Source organism: Lutimaribacter pacificus (assembly GCF_900142185.1).
Lineage (GTDB): Bacteria > Pseudomonadota > Alphaproteobacteria > Rhodobacterales > Rhodobacteraceae > Lutimaribacter > Lutimaribacter pacificus.
The window spans coordinates 218068-239642 of record NZ_FQZZ01000001.1 but is presented as its reverse complement, the minus strand read 5'-3'; the positions used below and the strand labels follow the sequence as shown (position 1 = coordinate 239642).

Annotated in this window: 18 protein-coding genes; 9 read left to right on the top strand and 9 right to left on the bottom strand. The window is 60.8% G+C overall.

Features of this window, described 5'->3' with window-relative positions:
* Positions 1-110: 110 nt before the first annotated feature.
* Positions 111-1052, bottom strand: coding sequence for a glycosyltransferase family 2 protein (locus tag F3H87_RS01120; protein ID WP_149786862.1), 942 nt, complete (start codon positions 1050-1052; stop codon positions 111-113).
* A gap of 384 nt (positions 1053-1436) precedes the next feature.
* Here F3H87_RS01120 and F3H87_RS01115 point away from each other — a divergent pair, with 384 nt between their 5' ends.
* Positions 1437-2309 carry a polysaccharide pyruvyl transferase family protein gene (locus tag F3H87_RS01115; RefSeq protein WP_149786863.1) on the top strand — a complete coding sequence of 291 codons (873 nt, stop codon included), beginning with the start codon at positions 1437-1439 and terminating at the stop codon, positions 2307-2309.
* A gap of 39 nt (positions 2310-2348) precedes the next feature.
* Here the strand turns inward: F3H87_RS01115 and F3H87_RS01110 are convergent, their stop codons facing one another.
* From F3H87_RS01110 to F3H87_RS01100, 3 genes are all read right to left on the bottom strand, one after another.
* Positions 2349-3596 (bottom strand): glycosyltransferase family A protein, encoded by a 1248-nt coding sequence (locus F3H87_RS01110; RefSeq protein WP_149786864.1) that lies wholly within the window; start codon positions 3594-3596, stop codon positions 2349-2351.
* Between the two features lie 28 nt (positions 3597-3624).
* On the bottom strand, positions 3625-4257 hold the full coding sequence (locus tag F3H87_RS01105; protein ID WP_149786865.1) for a class I SAM-dependent methyltransferase: 633 nt from the start codon (positions 4255-4257) through the stop codon (positions 3625-3627).
* A 131-nt stretch (positions 4258-4388) separates the two neighbouring features.
* Complete coding sequence (locus F3H87_RS01100; RefSeq protein ID WP_149786866.1) at positions 4389-6194, bottom strand: ABC transporter ATP-binding protein; 1806 nt, start codon at positions 6192-6194, stop codon at positions 4389-4391.
* Positions 6195-6445: 251 nt separating this feature from the next.
* On the opposite strand from F3H87_RS01100, the gene F3H87_RS01095 reads away from it, so the two are divergent.
* The 4 genes from F3H87_RS01095 to F3H87_RS01080 all read left to right on the top strand — a co-directional run bounded on the left by F3H87_RS01095 (position 6446) and on the right by F3H87_RS01080 (position 10458).
* The gene (locus F3H87_RS01095) at positions 6446-6988 is read left to right on the top strand and encodes a serine O-acetyltransferase (RefSeq protein WP_149786867.1); all 543 of its coding nucleotides are present in this window, start codon (positions 6446-6448) and stop codon (positions 6986-6988) included.
* 43 nt (positions 6989-7031) lie between these two features.
* The gene (locus F3H87_RS01090; RefSeq protein ID WP_149786868.1) at positions 7032-8606 is read left to right on the top strand and encodes a hypothetical protein; all 1575 of its coding nucleotides are present in this window, start codon (positions 7032-7034) and stop codon (positions 8604-8606) included.
* Positions 8607-8690: 84 nt separating this feature from the next.
* Positions 8691-9302 (top strand): sulfotransferase family protein, encoded by a 612-nt coding sequence (locus F3H87_RS01085; protein WP_149786869.1) that lies wholly within the window; start codon positions 8691-8693, stop codon positions 9300-9302.
* Positions 9303-9687: 385 nt separating this feature from the next.
* The gene (locus tag F3H87_RS01080) at positions 9688-10458 is read left to right on the top strand and encodes a glycosyltransferase family 32 protein (protein ID WP_188129145.1); all 771 of its coding nucleotides are present in this window, start codon (positions 9688-9690) and stop codon (positions 10456-10458) included.
* Here F3H87_RS01080 and F3H87_RS01075 read toward each other — a convergent pair.
* From F3H87_RS01075 to F3H87_RS01065, 3 genes are read right to left on the bottom strand one after another with little or no spacing between them, the layout of a single operon-like run.
* Complete coding sequence (locus F3H87_RS01075) at positions 10446-11318, bottom strand: CpsD/CapB family tyrosine-protein kinase (protein ID WP_149786871.1); 873 nt, start codon at positions 11316-11318, stop codon at positions 10446-10448. The genes F3H87_RS01080 and F3H87_RS01075 overlap by 13 nt on opposite strands.
* A gap of 14 nt (positions 11319-11332) precedes the next feature.
* Complete coding sequence (locus F3H87_RS01070; RefSeq protein ID WP_149786872.1) at positions 11333-12892, bottom strand: GumC family protein; 1560 nt, start codon at positions 12890-12892, stop codon at positions 11333-11335.
* 12 nt (positions 12893-12904) lie between these two features.
* Entirely contained in the window at positions 12905-14044 is a 1140-nt protein-coding gene (locus tag F3H87_RS01065; protein WP_223227934.1) for an ExeA family protein, read from the bottom strand.
* Between the two features lie 506 nt (positions 14045-14550).
* Between F3H87_RS01065 and F3H87_RS01060 the strand changes: the two genes are divergently transcribed.
* Entirely contained in the window at positions 14551-15243 is a 693-nt protein-coding gene (locus tag F3H87_RS01060; RefSeq protein WP_149786873.1) for a sugar transferase, read from the top strand.
* Between the two features lie 139 nt (positions 15244-15382).
* Entirely contained in the window at positions 15383-17833 is a 2451-nt protein-coding gene (locus F3H87_RS01055) for a tetratricopeptide repeat protein (protein WP_149786874.1), read from the top strand.
* A 235-nt stretch (positions 17834-18068) separates the two neighbouring features.
* On the opposite strand, the gene F3H87_RS01050 is transcribed toward F3H87_RS01055, so the two are convergent.
* Together F3H87_RS01050 and F3H87_RS01045 are read right to left on the bottom strand one after the other, a co-directional pair.
* Entirely contained in the window at positions 18069-18725 is a 657-nt protein-coding gene (locus tag F3H87_RS01050; RefSeq protein ID WP_149786875.1) for a VPLPA-CTERM sorting domain-containing protein, read from the bottom strand.
* A 279-nt stretch (positions 18726-19004) separates the two neighbouring features.
* Positions 19005-19286 carry a hypothetical protein gene (locus tag F3H87_RS01045; RefSeq protein WP_149786876.1) on the bottom strand — a complete coding sequence of 94 codons (282 nt, stop codon included), beginning with the start codon at positions 19284-19286 and terminating at the stop codon, positions 19005-19007.
* Between F3H87_RS01045 and F3H87_RS01040 the strand changes: the two genes are divergently transcribed.
* Positions 19285-20133, top strand: coding sequence for a polysaccharide biosynthesis/export family protein (locus F3H87_RS01040; protein WP_223227933.1), 849 nt, complete (start codon positions 19285-19287; stop codon positions 20131-20133). The two genes, F3H87_RS01045 and F3H87_RS01040, sit on opposite strands and share 2 nt — an antisense overlap.
* Before the next feature lie 22 nt (positions 20134-20155).
* Complete coding sequence (locus tag F3H87_RS01035) at positions 20156-21553, top strand: porin (protein WP_149786877.1); 1398 nt, start codon at positions 20156-20158, stop codon at positions 21551-21553.
* Positions 21554-21575: the final 22 nt, after the last annotated feature.

Genomic DNA, 21575 nt, shown 5'->3' with positions numbered 1-21575 from the left:
GTGTGCGCGGACCCTCCGGCTGCAGATATTCGAAAGCCCCCTCTTTCGACACTCACGCCGGACGCACCTGCCTTCGGGTTGCAGGGTATCACGGCGGATCGCGGTCAAGGCTACCGCAAGTACCGCTTCCCGAGGATCTTGAAATAGGCGGTCAGCAGCTTTTTCTCGAAAGGAGCCTTTCGCCACACGCGGGAAATACGCCTGAGGGCAGACGCGTAATCGCCACGGTCCGCTTCGGCCCAGGCAGTTGCTACCGCGTGGCTGATACCTTGTTGCAAGGCCGGTCTCATCTCACCATGCACCACCGGGGGCCAGTCCGGCAGATCCTCGCCCCGCTCAAGGGCATCCGATCCGGTCAGGCAGCGGTCGCGCACGAATTTCGTTGCGTGTTCGTCGAAAAAGAAGCGCGTCGAATTGGACGTGGAATGGACGATGGACGCGTCATGCATCAGGTAGTGATACGCGACTCTCGGCACATGAAGCACCCGCCCCTCGACAGCCAGGCGGAACATGAGATCGACGTCTTCGGCGGTACGAAACCAGCTGCGTGCCCCGCCGACCTTACGAATTGCATCGGTCCTCGTGAGCCATGTGCAGAAGGACGTGACCGGCTCCCCCCCTCTCAATATATCCGTTACATCCCTCGTCTTGCCCTTGCATGCAAGCGTACCGCACATGATCCCGCCATCCAGCATCGTTTCGAAACCGGCCGATACGGCGATCAGGTCACTGTTCTCTTCCAGCAGCGGCACCTGCCATTCCAGGCGATCCGCCGGAACCGTGTCGTCGGCGTCGCAGCGCATCGCATAGGGGGTGCGCAAACGATCGAACCCCGCATTCAATGCGGCGGAGATGCCATTGCCCGGGCCGGAAACGACCTCGATCCGGTCGTCTGGAAAACTCAGGGCGATTTCACGGGTTCCATCGGTGGACTTGTCGTCAACGATAACGATCTGCTCGACACCGCGACATGCCAGGATGCTTTCGATTGTTCCAGCCAGCGTCTTCTCTGCGTTTCGCGCGGGAATGACCACTCCGACACCCAAAGACATGGATCACCTCATTTGATTAAAAGAGCTTTACGATTATTTTCAATTGTGCGTTCAAGGAAATTTATCGAAGAGACACAAACTTTCCAAAGTTCTTTGCCGCATCCTGCACATTTCCACAACGACAAACAAGAAAATTCCGGCAGACACGCGCTCTCGACAACGCCCGGCAATAATTGCCTCCTGCGTTAAAAATATAATGCTAGTTCAACAAGATAAACGCTTGCAGAGTGTTCTCCCGCACCATGCGGTTGCATCCGCACACGCCACGAGCATCCCTTGACAAGATGACGCTATCAACGGACATTTCCAAACGGTACCTGCCGAAAGGCAGGTCGAATTTTTCTTGCTGAATTTCCATTCCCAACCCGAGGCAGACAAATCATAATGGACCTTCACTTTTATGAAGCCAAAGGCGGCAATTTCGGTGACGACCTGAATGCGTGGATTTGGGACAGCATAATTCCCGGATGGCGCGACTGGGCCGCCGACGTAACTCTTATTGGTGTGGGCACCCTTCTCAACGAAGAAAGATTGTCCCAGTTCAGAGAAAAACGCATCCTCGTTTTGGGAAGTGGAGTCGGCTATGGTGAGATTCCGAAGCATCCCTTCCCCAAAGCATGGGACATCCGTGCCGTGCGCGGCCCGCGCAGCGCACGCCTTATGAATCTGGAGAGCAGCAAAGCGGCTGTCGATCCTGCCGTTCTTCTTTCCGAGATCGGAATGTTTCAATCGCTTCCAAAATCGCAAGAAACAGTTTTCGTTCCACACGCCTCATCAGACAGCAGATTCGACTGGAATGTGATTCAGGGTAAATCCGACATCAAGATTGTTCTGCCCAGTCAGGATGCGAAACATGTCATTTCAGAAATTGCATCTGCGAAACTTGTAATCGCAGAATCCATGCATGCGGCAATAATTGCCGATGCGTTCCGCGTTCCATGGGTAGGCGTCAAAATATCCGACCTGTTTCTTCGGGATAAATGGATGGACTGGGCCGAAAGCCTTGAATTACAACCAGAGATAACCGATCTCTTACCAACACTCCGAAAGCTAAAATACCCATCGAGGACTTTGCAAGAGTCACCACGGATCGTGCGACAAGCGCGACACCGCCTGGAGCAAACTTTTCTACCCAAGGCTATTGCTTCGGCCGCAAAACGAAAACCGCAGTTGAGCGATGACACTGTACTTATGTCAAAAAAGAGAAAGTTGCAGGAAATCCTGTCACAAGCCTCGGAAGACTATAGCAAGCCCTGAAAAACATCCATGTCTGATTGAGCCATTTCAGCTACCGCCCTACATCCTGTAAAAAGACGCCGTACTTTCGCGGGCATAGCGTTCGCGCTCCGACGTGGGAACCGAGGTGTCGTCGTACCAGGGGGCATGGGTCGCGGTGAACCGTCCGCCGACACGTATCCCGGCGGTGAAATCGGACGGCGACCAGACCTCCTTGTCATAAACCGCGAAGGTCGTGTCGACGGGCGCATCGAATATGCGGTCGCGTGTGCGGGTCTGGCCGATCGGCCTGGCCCAGAACCGTTCTTCCCATTCGGCGGTATTCCATTCCCGGTACAAAAGATTGACCGTGATCTCACGAAAGAACTGCCGGTGCGAGATATCCAGCGCGAACCCTACTTTCCCCACGCGATACTCGGCGGTCAGCGCGATCATCCGGGCGATGAAATCGGACGGCAGATACGGGTTGAACACGATATCGGGGTCGGTGACGCAAAAATACCGGGGCAGGTTTTCGTAAACCCCCGGCGCGAAAAGGCATTTCTTGGGGCCAAGGTTTTCGCCCAGTCGCCGCACGGTGACAAGGTCCCCGGCCTCGTCCAGGAACCCGTGCATCTCGGAGCTGGTCGAGGCGTTGTCAAGCAGCGTGATGTCCGTCAGCCCGTGGCAGCGCAATTGCGCGATCATCGTCCGGCAATAGGTCTGGTTGTTGAAACAGGGCACCAGCACCGGAATGTCGGGGGCATCTTGCGGGCGATCGCCCTTTCCCTCGACCGCGGATGCGACCCGGGCGGGCAGATCGGACAGGCGCGCATCGGCCAGACCGGTTTTGCTGACGAAAAGCAGGGAAAACCGCCCGCCGGTACCTTCATCGCGCAGAACGGGCTCCAACCCCTGCGCAAGCGCAAGATCCGTCACCTCGACGATTTCGCGCCGCGAGACCGAAAGAAGCAGGACAGCGCATCGCGCCAGATCCTGCCGGACACCGGCAACCCATCCCGCTGCTTCCGGGGCATCCGACCACAGCGCGAAACGGCCAGAGGCCGCAAGCCTGGTCGGATCGGCCGGTTCGGCCCCTTCCGGCAGATGCGTGTTCCGACTGGAGCCACGGATGAAAACATGCCCGGGCGCAAGGGCAGTCATGGCGTGCGCCGCAAGCTCTGACAGGGCGGAGTGGCTATGCGCCACCGGCAGGCTGAACGCGTAGGCATCGCCGAGGAACCGGCCCTTTCGGGCCTGACCGATAGCGCCCATCGCCCGCCACCGGGCGCTACGCACGCTTTTTCGGAGTTTCTTGCCGATTGTCATGACGGCCCCTTTTGCCGGGCGATCCCGGTCAGCGATTGCGCACCCGGATAAGGTACTGGATCGTGAAGAAATCGGCCAACAGGCCGAACGTCGCCAGATCGGTCCATTTGTGCCAGCGCTTCATGGACTTTCGCGGCACGATCTCTTCAAGCTTCAGACCGCTGCCTGTCATCAGTTCGATCATGCTTTTTCGCGTGAACCAGCGCATATGGGTCCTGTCGCGCAAATGGCTGTCGCCCAGCTCGAACTCTCCCTTCAGAACCAGGGGGACGGTCAGGTTGACGTGGCGCATGTTGGGAATGCTGGCAACGATCACGCCATCCTTCGCAAGTCCCTTGTGCAGGGTGGCGATAACATCCCACGGCTCACGCAGATGTTCGAGAACGTCGAGGCACAACACGGTATCGAAGGGGCCGGCCTCTTCGATGATACGCTCCAGAAAGGCCGCGTCCTCCAGATTGCCGGCAAAGGCCCTGTCGATGTCGGGATCGTGGGACTCGGCCACCAGATCGGCCAGAACGACATACCCGGCGCGCCCCTCGCGCTTCAGATGCGAGGATGTCGCACCAAATCCGCCACCCAGGTCCAGAACGCGCCCGCATTTTTCTGGAAGCAGCGGGAAAACCTCACGGCGCACATTGCCATAATACCGGTCACTCATTCGCGTGACGCTCCTTTTTCAATATCGTTCCGTCCCAATCGTGACCGAACCCAAGTTAAACATTCAGGTCGACCAAAATACGGCCGAAACCATGCAAAATACGCGCATTCCAATGCCAAGGGTCGGGGACCTTATTCATTCACCGCCATCTTACGGAATGTCGCGCTGTCGTTCAGCAATTCGTCATATGTCCCCGAGGCCCGGATCTGGCCGCGCTCCAACAGGAATATCCGGTCGCAATCGCGGATCGTGCTCAGCCGGTGCGCGATCATGATGACGGATTTCTTGTCCTTCACGCGCCGCACGGCATCCATCACCGCCCGCTCGGTCAGATTGTCGAGCGCTGAGGTCGCCTCGTCCAGGATCAGCAGCGAAGGATCATGGTACAGCGCCCGTGCGATGCCGATGCGCTGCCGCTGCCCGCCCGACAGGCGCACGCCGCGCTCACCCACGATGGTATCGTATTTCGCGGGCAGGTCGTTCACCACGAAATCATGCAACGCCGCGGTTCGGGCCGCGCGTTCGACCGCCTTCATGTCGATCGCGCCGGGCGGAACGCCGAAGGCGATATTCTGCGCGATCGAGGCATCGGTCAGGTAGATCGACTGGGGCACATAGCCGATCGAACGGCGCCACAGGTGCAGGTTCCCGGGGGTGAGCGGCGTGCCATCCACCACGATTTCGCCCTCGTCCGGGGTCAAAAGCCCAAGGATCACATCGACGACGGTGGTTTTCCCCGCCCCGGTGCCCCCGACGAACCCCACCGTGCTGAGGGCCGGAATGGTCAGGTTCAGGTCGTGAATCGCCGGCCTGTCGCCCCCGGCGTATCGAAACGCGATATCCTTGAGGACAAGCTCACGCTCAAGGCGGATATCGTCGGCCTCCGTATCTTTCGCCTTTGCCTCGACGACATGGCGGACCGCGTCCATGTAATCACGATGGATGTGATCCAGAACCGGCTTGGCCGACCGGATCGACGCCAGGGCGAGGTAGATCTGCTGCATGGCCGGCAACAGGCGCAGCGCCGAGATACCGAAGACGCCCAATGTCGGGATCGCGGCCACGAGGTTGCCGTCGTTGCGCACCAGCAGGATAAGGATGACCCCAAGCAGAACCGCATATGTCAGCCCTTCCAGCGCGAAGCGGGGTGTCTGGTTCATCACCTGCGACAGCGCGGCATTGCGGGCCAGCGCGCGTGCGGGTTTACGGAACCGCGTGACATAGCTGTCTTCAAGGGCCATCAGCTTGATTTCCTTGAAGCCGCCAGCGGCCTCCTGCGTCAGCCGGTACCGCGAGCGGTTGGCCTCCAGCAGGCGCTCGCCGATCGCCAGCAAGCGCCCCCGCAGCCATGCGTAGATACCGGCATAGCTGCCGCCCAGCAGCACGGCGGCAAAGACCGCGACGACAGGGTCTATGGCAATCAGGAAACCGATGATCGACAGGGCCAGCAGAAGGTTGGCCAGAAGGCGCCCCCCCGGTTCGACGATCTTGTTGACGACATTCTGGACCTCGCCCAGAACGCTGCGTGCAACCTCGGCACTGTTGCGTTCCAGAAACCAGGTATAGGGCTGGTGAAGATAGGCCTCGAGAAGCCGGCTGGAAATCGTGTAGCCGCGCATGGCGGCAAAGCGGATGATGGCATATGTGCCCCCCGCCTTGACGACAAGGCTCAGCACCAGAACAGTCAGAACCGCAAGCGAAAGCGCGATCTGGAATGGGAACACACCGGAAAACCCGAAGGTCTCATAGGCCCACGCCAAATAGGTGTTTTCCGAGATAAGCTGTGGTTCCGACAGCACCCGCAGAAGGACAAGCAGCGTCGAGATGCCGAAAACCTCGGCAAAGGCGACGAACACCATCAACACCATGAGCACGAAGAAATTGCGCCGCTCACGCGCGCTGAAAAGGGCCATTACCTTTGTGAAGACGTCGATCATATCATGCTCTCATCGGTTTGAGGCAGCGATAGCCATCCCACATGGCATGTGAAGGGCAAGCCTGTGACAGGTTCGTGTCGATCCGGCCTGAAAGCGGCCTCCCCCGTGCCAAACATGTTTGGTGCCTTGCTCGTGCAACGTGTCTGCTTGCCTTCGCTTTACTCCAAGCCCGGGGAAAACGCACTAGCACATGTCCCGATTAGCCGTAATATGGCCAGCGATGCGCAAAAGCTGTCAGAAACAGGCCCCGGATGACTAGCGAAACACCAGATACCCCCGCAGTCTCAGGGGACACGCCGGATTGGGAACGCGAACGCCCTCGCCGGCTTTGGGATCCGTCGCGCCGGCTGTTGCGCAGCCTGCGCAGGTATCAGGCGGCGAAACGCGAAACGGGGCCGGTTGCCACGCTTGCCCGCAAATTCCACACCCTTCAGCATCGGTTCTGGTCGGTCGTCACGCAGGCCGATATCCCGCTGACCTGCGATCTGGGCGGCGGGCTGAAGCTGCCGCACCCGAACGGCATCGTGATCCATTCGCGCGCCAGGACCGGGCCAAACTGCGTCATCTTCCAGCAGGTGACGCTGGGCACGTCCGGGGCCGGGTCGGGAACGCCGGTCGTCGGCGGAGGGGTCGAGATCGGCGCCGGCGCCAAGGTTCTGGGGCCGGTGACAATCGGCGATCACGCGATCATCGGCGCGAATGCCGTGGTGGTCGACGACATCCCCGAAGCGGCCATTGCCGTCGGCATTCCCGCGCGTGTCGTCGGGTTCCGCTGGGAAACGGGGCAGAGCTAAAAAAGACTTTGCGATATGGCGGGCGATGGCGGAAAATGGCGCCATGCGCCTGCTGTCGCCCCACGCCTTAGCCCTGTGCTGCACCGCGCTTTGCGCGGCCTGGCTGCTGCCCTCGCCCGCGCCGGCAGAGCCCGGTGTGGTGGACGAACAAAGCCTGCAACCCATTGGAAATATTGCGCTGGGCGCCCCCGATTTCGAGATGCCCGTCACTTCCCCCGCGCTGCCGCTGGTCGATCCCGGCGACGACTCTCCCGAGGCGGCAATGCTGCGCCGGCTGGAACACGAGGGGATCGCAGGCGGTTTCGATGGAATCATATACGAGAACCGCGACGGGGATCATTCACGGTTGCCGATGGGCATGTTCCCGCGCCTGCCACACCTTCAGTTCAGCAAGGAGCTGAGCAAGAAAAAGGCCGATGTCGGCCTTGGCGGGCGGATCATCCTGCCCGCCATCGTGGTGGGCAATTCCTCGACCGCGATCGTCAACGGCCCTGCCCCGCGCAGCCAGACCCGGCTGGCGATGACCACCTCGCACCTGAGCGCGCAGGCGTTCCTGACCTATGTCAGCAACCACCTTTACGTCTATCCCGAGCATCGTGACCATGACGATGCCGATCTTTTCCCGGTCAACTGGCCCTATACGCTGACCACGCAGGGCTCGTCCCGGTCCGACAAGCCGTTCCTGCGCGCGCTGTTCTTTGCGCTGGCCGCGATGCCCGCGGACACCCGCGAGGCGTTGCGCGAAAACCGGCTTGTGGCGCCCACGCTGCAAATGATCCTGCGCCGCTCGCTCAAGGGTATCTATTCGCGTGAACATTACATGTCGGGCAGCGCCCACCCGGTCGTCTTCGACAAAGGGCAGCTTGCGCCCGAACGAATGGTCTCGCTCGCGTCGAGCCTGAAACCCGACGAGATTCCGCCCATCGTCGCGCTGAATGTCGTCGAAGAAAGCTTCCAACCCGAGGCCGGGCTGGCGGACATGTCGGAGCTTCTTTTCAACACGCCCGCGGCGATCGGGCGGATCTGGCGCGGGCCGGAGTACACCAAGCGCATGGTGGTGTCGGCCGAGACGACGAAAGACCCGAACGGGCGCGACCTGCAATTCACCTGGGTTCTGCTGCAGGGCGATCCCGCGCGCGTGCGGATCACGCCGCAGGGGCCGGGGAATGCACGTGCCGAGATCACTATAGACTGGCACGATCCCTTCATTGCCGGGCGCGGCAAGAAACGGATCACCAACCGCGTCGATATCGGGGTGTTCGCCTATAACGGTGCGCAGGACAGCGCGCCTTCTTTCATCTCGGTCGCATTCCCGGGACACCAGTTGCGCGAATACGAGGCCCGTGGACAGACGGGCAAACGGCTGGCCAACGTGGATTACGACGCCGAAGCGCGCGACGTTTACTACGATCCGCTGCTGTTCTGGTCGGCGCCATGGAGCGACAGGATGGTCTATGCGCCGGATGGGGCGGTCGCGTCGATCTGGCGTGTGGATGCGGATGGCACCACGATATTGCGCGACCCGGACCACCTGGAGGATGGGAGCCCGGTCGGATATGACCTGACCGAGCAAAAGAAGAAACGGCTGTTGTCGATGAAAGCTGTGAGCGCGGATTAAGCCACCGGCCCGCGTTGCAGCCGCGCGGAAATCCTGCAACACTTCACGAAACCCGCGTTAACCGGACCAAAGGCGACCCGACCGATGAAGACCCGCAAGGTTTTTTGCCTCGGCTTTCAAAAAACCGGCACCTCTTCGCTGGGGCTGGCGCTGGAAAAGCTGGGCTATCGCGTGGCCGGCTATTATCAGTTCCGCGACTACGGAAAGAATTTCGACACTACCTGGGATGACCTGCGGGATCGGGCCCTGGCAACGGCGCAGGATTTCGACGCCGCGCAGGATACGCCCTGGCCGCTTCTTTACCGCGACCTCGATACCGCCTTTCCCGGCTCCCGCTTCATTCACATCACCCGCGCCCGGGATGCCTGGATCGACAGCGCGCGCAAGGATTTCGCCGATCACCCGAACGCCATACATCAACTGATCTATGGCAGCCCCTACCCGCTGGGACACGAAGAGGCGTGGCTGGCACGATACGACCGCCACAATGCCGAGGTTCAGGCGTATTTCGCCGACCGGCCGGACGATTTCATCTCGCTCGACCTGAACAAGGGCGAGGTGAACTGGACCAATCTCTGCCGCTTCCTGGGGGACCCCGAACCGGGCCTCCCCTGGCCGCACGCCAACACGCGCAGGGTCAAAAGCCTGAAGATGAAATATTACAGAATGCTCAACAGGTTGGGCCTGCAGGCATGATGTGTTCGCGCATCTGCCTGCCGGACGGCCCGCAGAAAACCCGGGCTACGGGCATCGAATAAATGTATGCGCCCAGTCCCGCCGGCACCGGATACCTGGTGTCGTATCATGCCGCTTCCATGCAATGCGCGTTTCAAAACATCTCGAAACCGTGCCCCTTTCTCCCGGATTTTGTCTTATTCCGCATCTATCGGTTCAGAAAACACGATGGAAAACACCGGGGCCTTCCTGACCCCGATCAGGCGAGGCACCGCCATACACCGAGGCCGTCGCGACAGGTATCTATGCAATGACACATACCATTCCGAAATCCATTGCGGCGCGCCAGCCGGAACCGGAACAAAGGATTCCGCGCATCCTGCACCAGACGTTCAAAACTGCGGATGTGCCTGACGCCATGCATTCCGCCGCGATGTCGTGGTCTGGCCTCAATCCCGGATACGAGTATCGGTTTTACGATGATGCCGATCACCTCCCGTTCCTGCGCAGCCATTTCGACAAACGCGTGGCCGATGCCTATGGAAAACTGACCGAGGGGGCGTTTCGTGCCGATCTCTGGCGCTATTGCGTTCTTTACGAACACGGAGGGGTGTACGCCGATATCGACTCGGTCTGCAAAACGCCGCTGGACCAGATTATCGGCACCGATGACGAATTCATCGTACCCGCCGAAGCCGGCACGGGCGGGCCGCCACATTCGGTGTTCAATGCCTTTATCTGCAGCACACCGGGGCACCCTTTTCTGGCCCGTACCATCGAGTACGCGACCGAAATGATCCACCGCTCCTGGAGATTCGACGGCTTCTCAATGGTGGGACCCGGCGCGCTTGGCGCGGGCATCAACCTGGCATTGGGCCGTGGCGCAAAGGCATCGCATCTTGCCGGCGATCATGCTCAGGGACCCATCCGATACAGGATACTGGAAAAGCGCGCGGCCCAGGGCGACGTGCCGCCGCTTATCGTGGATGGCGATCGGGTACTGGTCCAGACAAGGTATGACGGCTATTTCTCGGATCTGCGGGCGTCCAGCGTAACGCATTGGCTGACAAGCAAAGCGGCACCCGGCCTTGGTGAGAGGATACTCAACCGCTATGTGAAAAGCCGGGTGATCCGCAGGCTTCGCAGGCAGGGGCGGTCGCCCCTTCAATACCCGTAGGTCTTGCCATATTCCTCGTGCCGGTTGAGATAGCGGCACTTGTTCAGCACCACGCCCAGCACGTTGGTGCGTGCCGCCAGGTCCTGTTCGCTCTTGTCGATTTCCTCGGTCGTCGATTTCTCGGCCTCGGCCATCAGCAGGGCGCAATCGACCTGGTCCAGAAACGCCATCGTGTCGTCTCCGGCGAAAAGCGGCGCGGTGTCGAAGATCATGATGCTGGGCTGGAACGCGGCCTGGATCTGGTCGATCGCATGTGCGGCCCGGTTGCTTTGCAACAGTTCCGCGGGGTTGCGCGCCGGTGCCTGGTTCGCGGCGATGATCAGGTTCCGGCCGTAACGCAGCATGTGATCCTGCGGCTCGGCCTCGCCTGCCAGCGCCTTGGAGAACTGGCACGGTTCCTTGATCCCGAGGGTCCTGAAAATGCTGGGGCGGCGCATGTCCAGTTCGATCAGCATGATGCGCAGATCACTTTGGCGCGCCAGGCTGAAGGCCAGGTTGAGGCTGGTCATCGTCTTTCCCGCACCAAGCGAGGGCGAGGTGATCGCCAGGCGCGACCACTTGTTCTTGCGCATGTTGTGCAAGACCTTGGTGCGCATCACGTCATACGGCACGGCCTCTTCGCAGGACTGGAAGGCGAAGATGCGGTTGCGTTTCAGCCAGCGGTCGGACGGGTTGAACCCCTTGACCGATTTCCACAGCGCCTCGCAATCGCCGACCCATTGCGATTGCTGCAGCACCAGCGGGTCCGGCTTTCTTTCATGCGTCTCCGCCGGGGGTTGCCCGGTCGGGGCCGGGGCCGCGGGGGTCGTCTGATCGCGTTCCTCGCGGGCCTTTTTCAGCGCTGCCTGTATCCGTTCCATGAATGTCTTTCCTGTTAAAACGCGTTACGCAACTGCTCGATCAGGGCGCCAAGCCCGGTTTTGTCCATCGCCCGTTCGATCAACAGATCGAGGGGCAGGTAATATTGGTCAACAAGATACAGCACCGTGGGAATCCCGAGCGTGACAACGACGATCGCCCCGATGATGATCGAGCGCCGGACAACGCGCTCACGATGGGTACGGATATACGGCACCGAAACAAAGGGGGCGATCCCCAGCCGATTGCTGAGATCGACCGGCCGGCGCACCGAACGGTTCAGCAGTTCCAACAGGAAAATGAAAGCCCCGCCAAGGGCGATCCCGCCGGCGACACCCGCGGCGGCAATCTTCTTGCGCGGCGGCGATGTCGGCACGCGCGGGGGCGTCGCCTGTTCCACGACCGTGATCCGCTGGCCGCGCGACTGCGCCTCGATCTGGTCGCCCGTGCGGGCGGCGGCAAGGTCGGTCGTCGCCTGCTGGTACTGCACCCGCAGGTTTTCATAGTCGCGTTCCAGCGTGCTCAGCACGATGGCGTTTTCCGGGGTCTTGTCGATCGACGCCTCAAGCGCCTCCAGCTCCTTTTCGAGCTGGGTCTTTTCCACGACGATGAATTCCATCTGGGCATCGAGATCGGCCAGCTGGATTTCATACGCGCTCATCGCCTCGCTGACGCCGGTCCGCTTGGCGCGCTGCTCCTGGACGATCCGCTCGGCCACCTCGATCTGGCCCTGGAGCGCGCGCACCCGCGGGTTCTGAGGGGAATACAGCACAAGGGCCGAGGCCAGTTCATTGCGCAAATCCTGCAACCTCTGCTCTTCAGGCGTCAGTTTCTCTTCGTCGAAACTCACCTCGCCGGTGCGCTCGTAAAGATCGGTCAGCCGGGCGCGGCGGTCGCGCAGACCGGCCAGTTCGCGCTCCATCTGAAGGACGCGCTCCTGCAACGAGGCCTGCCGGGCCCGACGGAAATCGAGACTGTCCGGCAAGGCACCCTGGTTCGCCTGCTTGAACGCCAGGATACGCCCGCCCTGTTCGGCAAGGTCCTCGTCCAGCCGCGCCACTTCCTGCTTGAAGAATTCCAGCGTCTGACCGGCGACCGAGGTCCGCAGGCGGCGATTTTCGTTCAGGATACGGGTCACGACCTCGTTCGCCACCTGCGCCGCCAACTGCCCCGATTGCGCCGAGAAGCTCACATAGACAAAAGAGGCCGCATCGCGCCGGCGCGGCAGGTCGATACCGATGCGTCCGCGCATATCGGCAACGATTTCATCCGCGCTCATGTCCGGGCGCCCGGCATAGACATTGAATTCGCGGGCGATATCCAGCAGGTTCGCCCGGGTCTGGATACGCTGGGCGATGATCTGCAGCACCTCGTTGGTGCCCGCGCGCACGGTCGTGCCCGCCAGATCGTCGGGAATTTGCGGCGATTCCACCAGCAGCGTCGCACGCGCCGTGTATCCGGCGGGTAAGGTATAGGCGATGGTGACGCCGAATGCCGCCACGGCCAGCGCGATCACGACGAAATAATGCAGTCGCCGCAGGAACAGCAAAAGAAGAAATTTAATATCAGGAAGCATCAAGCTGTCTCTTTATATATCCGATCCAAGGTCGGGCCGCGACCCGGCCGCAAAGAATGTACCGTCGGCCAGAACCTCCTCGACGGTGGTCAAGGTTACCGTCTTCTGGTTCTTGGTAAAGGCATATACCATTGAAAGATCGCAAAGTTGATTGACCAGGCGCGGCACTCCGCCGGTCTGCTCATGGATCAGGTGACATGCCGCCTCGGTAAACAGGTTTCTCCCGGCGCCGGCCACGCGCAACCTGTGCCCGATATAGGCGGTGACCGTTTCCTGATCCATCGCGCTGAGGTGAAAACTGGCCGCTATGCGCTGCGCGAACTGCCGCAGTTCCGGCCGGTGGATGGTATCGCGCAATTCGGGCTGTCCCACCAGGACAAGCTGCAACAGCTCGTCCTTGTTGGAATTGATGTTGGTGAACATCCGCAGCTCTTCCAGCGTCTCGACGCTGAGGTTCTGCGCCTCGTCGAAGATAAGGATCACCCGGTTGCCGGTCGCGTATTCCGAAATCAGGTATTTCTGGAAGGCGTCGAACAGATCGACATAGGTCGCGTCCCGTTCCGCCGGCTGGTCGAGCGCCATCAGCACCCAGCGCAGCAACTCGCCCCGCGACCCGTGCGCGTTGGAAATCAGGCCGACCTTGACGCCCTCGCCCAGACCGGCAAGGAACTTGTGCAGCAATGTGGTCTTGCCGGCGCCGACCTCACCGGTGATCAGCGTGATCGGCGAGCCGGTCAATGTTCCGTATTCCAGCATGGTATAGGCACGCCGGTGCGCAGCGGACCAGAACAGGAAATCGGGGTCCGGCACCAGCGTGAACGGTCGCGCAGACAGGCCGAAATGCTGCGTGTATATATTGAGAGGGCCGGTCATTTTTTCCCTGTATCCCGAATCGGTGCCACCATCCACCGTATAGCTGGCCGCGACCTTTTTCTGCGCTTTCTCAAGCGGCGTGGCGCGGCTGGTGCTGCCATTACGCAAATGGGGCGCGTCGGGATCGCCCCGCTGGCTGCGAAAGACCGGCTGGTCCCCGGCAGATGACGGACCGACGTCGGGATCGGGTGCGGGGCGGCCCCTGTCTGCGATATGAATCACCTCGCCCCGCCGGTCATCGGCGCGGGTGTTCACGTCTGAACCGCTATCCCAAAACATCGTTACCACTCCTTGTGTGTACCACATACGGGTCGCAACGCCACCGGCCAGAGGACGGATCACGCCAGCGACCGGGCTACAGGCGCGCTTTGTTGAGATATGGACAGGAGTAAGGTGTTTTGGTGTCGCGCCCTGCCCGCCCCCGGACCTCAGGCCTCTTGATTCGCAGAATGCGGCCCGAAATCTGCCACAAACCTGCTACGATCAGCCGGGGAAGCGGGGACAATGACTGTATTTTTTTTCATTTGCCCACAAACTTAAACAATGTACCATCAATGGTTGTATCCGTAAGCGTGAAACCGGGCAATTGTGGCAATTTTGTAGTTTCCTCTTTGTGGGATGCCGCCCCGGTGTTACCTTCAAATCCATAACGAGTTGTACCTTTCCATCACCAAAAAAGCCGGCGGTTGGCTGGCGATAAACAAAGCATTCTATCGAGCGGTGAATTTAAAACTTGGCATCTTCGACCTTTGCGGTCGTGGAGGCGATTAAGGGTTTATGTTAAAATGACTATTCAGCAGAAGAATTTTTCAACCGACGTTCAATTTGTTCAACCAACCCCGATTTCCACCTCGCGCGGCACTGTCCGTTCGGGATTTTACCGCAGCTTTTTCAAACGCTTCCTCAATGTCGCCGCAGTGCTGGCTGCCGCACCGATCGTGCTGCCATTCATCGTGTTCCTCGGGCTGATGGTGGCGCTGGACGGGCGCAACCCGTTCTACAAGCAGCGGCGGGTCGGGCGCGATGGCCGCATCTTTACCATGTGGAAACTGCGCTCGATGGTGCATGACGCCGATGAACGGCTGCAGGCGCATCTGGAAAACGATCCCGAGGCGCGCGCCGAATGGGACGACATGCAGAAGCTGGCCAGCGACCCGCGCATTACCCGCCTCGGCCGTGTGCTGCGCAAGACGTCGCTCGACGAGCTTCCGCAACTGTGGAACGTCCTGATCGGCGACATGAGCCTTGTCGGCCCGCGCCCGATGATGCCGGAACAGCAGCGCCTGTATCCCGGCGCCGCCTATTACGAAATGCGCCCGGGGATCACCGGTTACTGGCAGATTTCCGATCGCAACCAGACCACATTTGCTGCGCGCGCAAGCTATGACAACCAGTATTACCGCGATATCAGCATGTCGACCGACGCCTCGGTCCTGCTGTCGACCGTCGCGGTGGTGCTGCGCTGCACCGGCTGCTGATCACGCTTTCCCGGTATCAGGTTACAAGGCCGTTTGTGACGCTTTCACAAACGGCCTTGCTTATTTACACTGATCCCATTCGCCGATCCGCCACCTTGGGCGGAGACATAACCCACACTGTATTCGACCAGGAAAAACCATGCGCCGCACTTCTCCCGTGATCCCGGTTCTTCTTCTTTCCGCCACACTCGCCCTGACCGGCTGCCAAAGCTCCGAGGAACGCGCGCAGGACCATTTCGAAAGAGGCGTGGAGCTTCTGGCCGAGGGCGACGCGCGGCGGGCATTCGTCGAGTTTCGCAACGTCTTCAAGCTGGACCCGATGCACAAGGACGCGCGCATGGCCTATGCCCACGCCCAGATGGAACGCGGCAACATGAGCGAGGCCTATGGCCAGTTCCTGCGCGTCGTCGAACAATATCCCGAAGAGATCGAGGCAAGGATCATCCTTGCCGAAATGGCGATCCAGGGCCGCAGCTGGGACGAGGCCCGGCGTCACGGCTCGTTCGTGATCGAGCGGCAGCCCGACGATCCGCGCGTCCAGGTGATACGGATCGCCCTCGATTACTTCGACGCGGTGCAGGCCGAGGAAATCGCGGCCCTCGCCAACCTGGCCGACGAGGCACGGGATGTGCTGGCCTCGACGCCGGACAACAAGATCGCGCGGCGTATCGTGATCGACCAGCTTCTCATGAACGGTCGCTACGACGAGGCCCTGCCGGTGATCGACGCGGGCATCGACATCTACCCCGAAGACCCCGAACTGCACGAGCTGAAGCTTACCGCGCAGCTTCGCTCACAAAAGACGGACGAGGCCGGCGCCACGCTCCGCACCATCGTGGAAACCTTCCCGGACAACGAACGCGCGCGCCGCCTGCTGATCGCGTGGTACATCGACCAGGGCGACATGGAAGGGGCCGAGGCTTTCCTGCGGGAACTGGCCGCCCGACCCGATGCCGAGGAAGGCACCAAGCTTGCCATCGTGCAGTTCCTTCGGAACGCCGAGGGCGAAGAGGCCGCCCGCGCCGAGCTGGAACGGCTGGCCGCATCCGAAGAAAGCCCGACGATCTATGTCGCGCTTCTGGCCTCGATGGATTTCGAAAACGGCGAACGCGACAAGGCGATATCGACCCTCGAACAACTGGTCGACGGGATCGACCCGGCCACCGAACAGGGCAACAACGCCAAGATCCTGCTGGCAAAGATGCTGCTGGCAACCGGAAACCCTGTGGGCGCACGCGCCCGTGTCGAAGAGATCCTGGCCGACGATACCAGCCATGTCGGTGCGCTGAAACTGCGGGCCGGCTGGCGGATCGACGAGGATCAGCCGGGCGAGGCGATCATCGACCTGCGCACCGCCCTCTCGCAGGCACCGCGGGACGCGGAGATCATGACGCTCATGGCCCGCGCGCATGAACGCGCAGGCGACCGTGCACTGGCGGGCGAACGCTATGCCCTGGCCGTGGAGTTCTCGAACAAGGCCCCGACCGAATCGCTGCGATATGCCACCTTCCTGGTGGGGGAAGACCGTGCCGAAGCAGCCGAGGCCGTCGTGACCGAGGCCCTGAACGAAACCCCTTCGAATGTCCCGCTGCTCGAAATGCTGGGGTCGATCAACGTCAGGGCAAAGGACTGGAACGAAACCCAGCGCACGATCTGGAAGCTGCGCGCGCTCGATACCGAAGAGGCGACCGCCGTCGCCAACCGGCTGGAAGCCGAGATGCTGCTCCAGCAGGATCGCGTCGAGGACACCGTCGCGTTCCTTGAACAGCTTTCGCGCGACTCCGGCGATCTGCAAACCCTGTCGGCGCTGGTGCAAACGCAGGTGCGCAACGGCAATATCGACGAGGCCACCGGCATCATCGAGGAACGGCTTGCCGAAACCCCGGAAGATCCGGCCCTTCGGTTCCTGCGCGCGGGCCTGCACGTGCTGTCCGACGAACGCGACATTGCCGAGGATGTCTATCGCGGCATTCTGGCCGATTTCCCCGCGAACGACGCGGTGATCCGGTCGCTTTACAGCCTGCTTCTGGCCGAAGACCGGCAGGATGACGCGCGCGCGCTGATCGAGGACCAGATCGCCCTGAATCCCAACGCGCTGAACGTGCGCCTGATCAAGGCCGAGCTGCTTGAACGTGACCGCGATTTCGACGGTGCGATCGACGTTTACAGCCAGCTTTACGAGGAAAACAGCAACAACATCGTCATTGCCAACAACCTTGCCAGCCTTCTTGCGACCCACCGCGACGACCCCGAAAGCCTGGAGCGCGCCTATGCCGTGGCACGGCGCCTGCGCGGGATCGAGGTGCCGGCACTGCAGGATACATATGGCTGGATCGAATTCCGCCGCGGCAACTTCCAGGACGCGCTGAGCCATCTCGAACCGGCCGCCGCCGGCCTGCCGAACGATCCGTTGGTGCAATATCACCTCGGCCGCACCTACCTGGAGCTGGAAGATGTCGCCAATGCCCGCGAGTTGCTGGAGCGGGCGGTCAGGATTTCAGGCGATGCGCCCCTGCCGCAGATCCAGCACGCAAAGGAACTGCTGGAAACCATCCCGGCAGATCAGACGAGCGAAGAAACCGCAGACTGATTTGGCGTGCCGGACCTGTGGGCCCGGGCAGCGTACCATGCCCGGGTCGGTATCATTATCACCACCGATCACCATGCAGACCGGGGCTATCGGGCGCGCTCTGCCCGGGGCCATGACACTTTGCAAGAGAGTTCTTTTAAGCGATTGTATCGCCTGACTGTGCTTTCACCGACCTAACGAAAAAGGGGCCCGACCGGGCCCCTTTTCATCTCGCAAGCGAGATATGCGTTCTTGTTCAGGCTTTCTTGCGACGACGCGCAACAGCCATACCACCGAGCGCCGTCAGCAGCAGCACACCGCCCGCGGGCAGCGGAACGACCGAGATACGGACGATCATGTCGTCGAAGTCGCTCGACCGACCCAGATCGTCAGCACGCCCATCACCGAAGAAGGCGAGCACGTTCTTCTCGTCTTCCCAGAAGAACGCGATGCTCAGCCGGTCATCGGTCTGCCCAACGCCGTTTGTGATCGACTCCGGCCCGCCACCGATAATCGTCGAGAAGGCGAAATCGATGAAGGTCGGCATGTCGTCGGCGTAGATACGGTCGCCGGGGCTGCTGGTCTGGTTGCTGAGAACGCCACCATCCAGATTCAGCGCGGTGTTGGTCGCCGACGCCTCTTTGCCGAGATACGTGATCTTGACCGTGCTGTTGCTACTGATTTCAAGACCATTCGTGCCATTGAAAGCTTCGAAGGGCGTCCCAAAGGCTTTCACCGTGCTGCCGACCCCAACGCCAGGCACCAGGGGTCCATACAGCCCCGTGTAATCGGGATTGTGGTCCGATCCCAGTACGAAATCCTCCCCACCCGAGATCGACAGCGTAGCGGCTGCCGCTGCGGTTGCCATCACGATTGAGCTGATGGCGGCTCCAATTGCCGTTTTAAAATACATTTTTGACTCCTGCGTTCACAAGGTCGCCATCCCACCCAAGGAAAACAGCGACGGCGATAACAAAGGTTAACGCATCACAGGTTCAAAAAAAAGCCTTCCCTTCGCCATAATTCGCCAAACATGCCTTTGAGGGGTGATTTCCGGTCGGATTCCCGTCATCGGCACACCGAACTCGCCCGGCAAACCACCGATTATTTCCAGATCGTGCTCAATGAGCCTTCAAGTCATAGATTGAACGCATGAGGGCGCCACGGAATAGCGATTCGCCCGCGCCGCTCGTCACCCGGTATGATTCCCGGAACCAGCAGAATCAGCCATCAGCCCTTTTGTTACAGGGGATTTGAGCGCATCGCACACAAGGCCGCGACCAAGCACCGCCAGCAGCACCAGGAAGCCGGTTCCGGCGTAAATACCGACCGCGACCCAGACGGACCCGACCAGCGCCATCGAAACGACGCTCGCCATCATTCCCGTAACGCCTGCGATAACTACGAAAGCCAGCATATGCCCCTCCTGGTTCTTCGCAAAAATACCCGTCAAACGCGCACCCGAAACACCCATGGATGCACCTGACCATGCAAGTGCGGCCAAATTGGAACGACAATTTGTTACTATTGCCTTAACGCTGCCACGGTGGCGCCATGATCTGTCGAGGGGCCTGAAACCTGTTGCCAACTTGGCACGCGCGGTCCCTGCATGGGGCGATTTGGCCGCGTTTCCCAGAAATCCCTTCCAGTACCAGCCGCTAGAGAGTACTTTTCATGCAAATTTGAAAACAACGGTACGAGACTTCGGCATGAAACCTTTTTTCGCATTTTTGGCCGCCCTGCTGATCGCCCCGTTGATGGGCCAGCCGGCAGAGGCGCAAAGCAGCTACAGAATCAAACCGGGCGATGTCGTCCGGGTCGAAGTGCTTGAGGATTCCAGCATCAACCGAAACGCGCTGGTGCTGCCGGACGGGCAGATCTCATTGCCGCTGGCAGGCACGGTTCGGGCAGGCGGGCGCACCGTCGACCAGGTGCGTGCCGATATCGCCAGCAAACTGGCTCCGAACTTCGCCAACGCGCCGACGGTTTTCGTCGCGCTCAACAATCTCGCACCGGAAAGCATGGGCGCAGGGGGTGCGGCACCGGTGACGAACACGATCTATATCCTGGGCGAAGTCGGCCAGCCCGGCCTGGTCCAGCTTGAGCGGGGCACGACCCTGCTGCAGGCGCTTGCGGCGGTCGGCGGTTTCTCGAAATTCGCGGCAACCAAGCGGATTCAGCTTCGGCGGGTCGAAAACAACCGCGAACGCATCTACAACATCAATTACGAGGACATCCTGATGGGCAAGACCAGCATCGGAACGACGGTGCTGTCCGCGGGCGATGTCATCATCGTTCCGCAGCGCAAACTCTTCGAGTAACTCCTGAGCCGTGGGGGCTGTTGTGAAAATCAGGAAAACCGGACTGGCGCTTGCCTCGGGGCTTTTGGGCTGCGCCGTTCTGCCCGCCCTTGCCCAGCAGGGCGGCACGGGTATGCGCGCGGTGTTCGGGATCAGCCAGGAGCTTGAGGCCGGCGACAACCTTGCCCTCGACTTCCCCGAGGAAGGCTCCACCGTCCTGTCCACGACGACGCTGTCCTTCGATTTCCTGGCCGAGACCCGCACCCAACAGCTGTCCTTCGGCATCGACGGAAAGATCCGGGAGGGCCGTATTCCCAGCGGTAGCGACCTGCAGACAGGGTTTGTCGAACCGGCTTTGCGCTTTGCCTACAGCCGCGAGGCCGCGAATGCCCGCCTGACGGCCAGCGCGAATTACCGTGAGACCGATGTCTCGTTCTTTTTGCCGCTGTCGGATTTCATCGACGACACCGGCGTCATCGTCCTGCCCGAGGATTTCGAGGATCTGCGCGGTGCGGGCACACGCGAGGCCTATGATGCGAAAATCGGGTTCGAAACCGGCCTGAATGCGCCGCTCGGGTTCACCTTCGATGCGGGTGTCAACGGGATTTCCTATTCGGACACGGGAACGACCAGCCTCACGGATATACGCCGCACCAATATCGGGCTGGGCACGCGCCTTCGTTTCTCCGAGGTGACGACGGGCGAAATCACCTATTCGCAAAGAACCTATGAGGCCGATGACGCGGTCAATACCGAACGCGACACCAACAACCTGGAATTCGCCCTCACGCGGGATATCTCCGAGGCGGCGACGCTGACCGCAGGGATCGGGTATTCCGAGATCGAAGAGCGCGAAAACGACGTCGTCGTCCTGCGCGAAAACGGCCTGACCGGGCGGCTGACCTACTCGCGCGACCTGCCCAACGGCACGATCGGGGCCTCTTACACCGCCACACGCGATCAGAACGGCCTGCGCGACACGCTGCGCATGAACCGCGCTCTCGACCTGCCGACGGGCAACCTGTCGTTCAATATCGGCACCACCCGCAAGGAAGGCGGCGATCCCAAGCTGATCGGCGGCGTCAACTGGCAGAACGCCCTGCCGACCGGGTCGATCCGGCTGGGCCTGCAACGCAACGTCGCGGTCAACGCGGAAGACGAGGAACGGATCGTCACGACGCTCGACCTCGGCTACACCTACGAGATCAACGCGCTGTCCAGTATCCGCTTCAACGCGGCCTACGGGATGACCGAGCAAACCGCGACCGGCCAGGACACGCGGCGCACCGATATCACCCTGGGCTATGTCTATGCGCTGACCGAAGACTGGAACCTCAATACCGGCGTGGCGTACCGTGTCCGCGACGAAGATACTGCGGGCAAATCGGATTCCGCCTCAGTCTATGTCACGATCGGCCGCAGCTTTACCCTTTTCCAGTAGCGCGCCCTGCCGGGCCGACGGG